Origin of the sequence: Endozoicomonas sp. SESOKO2 (assembly GCF_024606245.1) — a bacterium.
GTDB lineage: Bacteria > Pseudomonadota > Gammaproteobacteria > Pseudomonadales > Endozoicomonadaceae > Endozoicomonas_A.
Window position 1 is genome coordinate 1 of the sequence record NZ_JAHHPQ010000029.1, and the last position, 1,460, is coordinate 1,460.

The following is a 1,460-nucleotide window of genomic DNA, read 5'->3' on the forward strand; positions in this document are numbered from 1 at the left end:
GTTACATCCCACTCCCTGCCAAGGTTGTTGAAAAGTATCTATCTGAACTTGATCTTTAATTCACAGATTCATAAGTGATTCGCACGGGGCCATCTGGCCCTGTTTGTGTTTTCGGAATCAGAGAATCATGGCGGCAATCCAGCCAAAAATGATCATCGGGATGTTAAAGTGCAGAAAGGTAGGAATCACCGAATCCCGAATGTGGTCGTGCTGACCATCCACATTCAAACCGGCGGTGGGACCAATGGTGGATTCCGAAACCGGAGAGCCTGCATCACCTAACGCTCCGGCGGCTCCCACAAGACAGGCTATGGCCAGTGGCGTAAAACCAAGTTCCATACCCAGTGGCACATAAAGGGTGGCAATGATCGGAACCGTTGAGAACGAAGAGCCAATCCCCATCGTGATTAGCAAACCGACCAGAAGCATAAGAATGGCCGCAAGGGCCTGACTGCCTCCCACAAAAATCTGCACCTGACTCACCAGTGCCGGAATATCTTTTGTTGAACGCAGCACTTCCGCAAAGCCCGCGGCCGAGATCATGATGAAGCCAAAAACGGCCATCATTCGCAGGCCCTCATTGAATACCTCATCCGCTTCCCGCCAGTAGACTACCCGCCCGATGACCATTGTAATAAAACCCATTGCGGCCCCCAGAACCATGGAACCTGTCATCAACTGACTTACCAGCACCAGCACGATGGCAATGGCAGAGGTAATGATGGCAGCCTTGCTTAACTGAACATCTTGTCCGTGGATCAAAAGGGTTTCTTCTACACGATAGGCTCTCGGCTTTCGATAACTGAAAAAAACCGCTATCAGTAATCCCAGAAACATGCCAAAAACGGGAATCGCCATCGCCAGTGGCATCTGGCTCAATTCAATATCCAGCCCATTTTCATGGAGGTTGCCACCAAGAATCTGGTTCAGATACACACTGCCAAACCCTATAGGGAAGAGCATGTAGGTCGCGGTAAGTCCAAAGGTAATAAGGAGGCTACCTGACGACGATCAATTGCCATAGCACTGAATACCGATAACAAAGGAGGAATCAGTATGGGAATAAAAGCTATATGGATAGGTATCAAGTTCTGGGAAGAAAAAGCCATCAACACAAGCGTCAGGAACAAACTGTATTTTAGCTTTACATTATTCTGCGAATTGTTGCTGCCTTTCACTTTGCGAATGATCTTCCCGGCCATCCACTCGGGTATGCCGGAGCGACCAATGGCCATGGCAAAAGCCCCCAGCATAGCGTAACTGATGGCAATGCCCACACCACCGCCCAGGCCTCTTGAAAATGCCTCAAGCGTCTGGACAATATCCAGACCTCCAATCAGTCCCCCGGCCATAGCCCCAATAAAGAGCGCCAGAACCACATTCACGCGCAACAAACTCAATGCGAGCATGACGGCGACAGCCAGAATCACTGCGTTCATATTATTTCCACATTGTACTTT

Annotated in this window: 1 pseudogene; it reads right to left on the bottom strand. The window is 49.6% G+C overall.

The window, feature by feature from the left end:
- Positions 1 to 117: 117 nt before the first annotated feature.
- Positions 118 to 1,439: pseudogene (locus tag KDK17_RS19420) on the bottom strand (Na+/H+ antiporter family protein).
- Positions 1,440 to 1,460 lie beyond the last annotated feature (21 nt).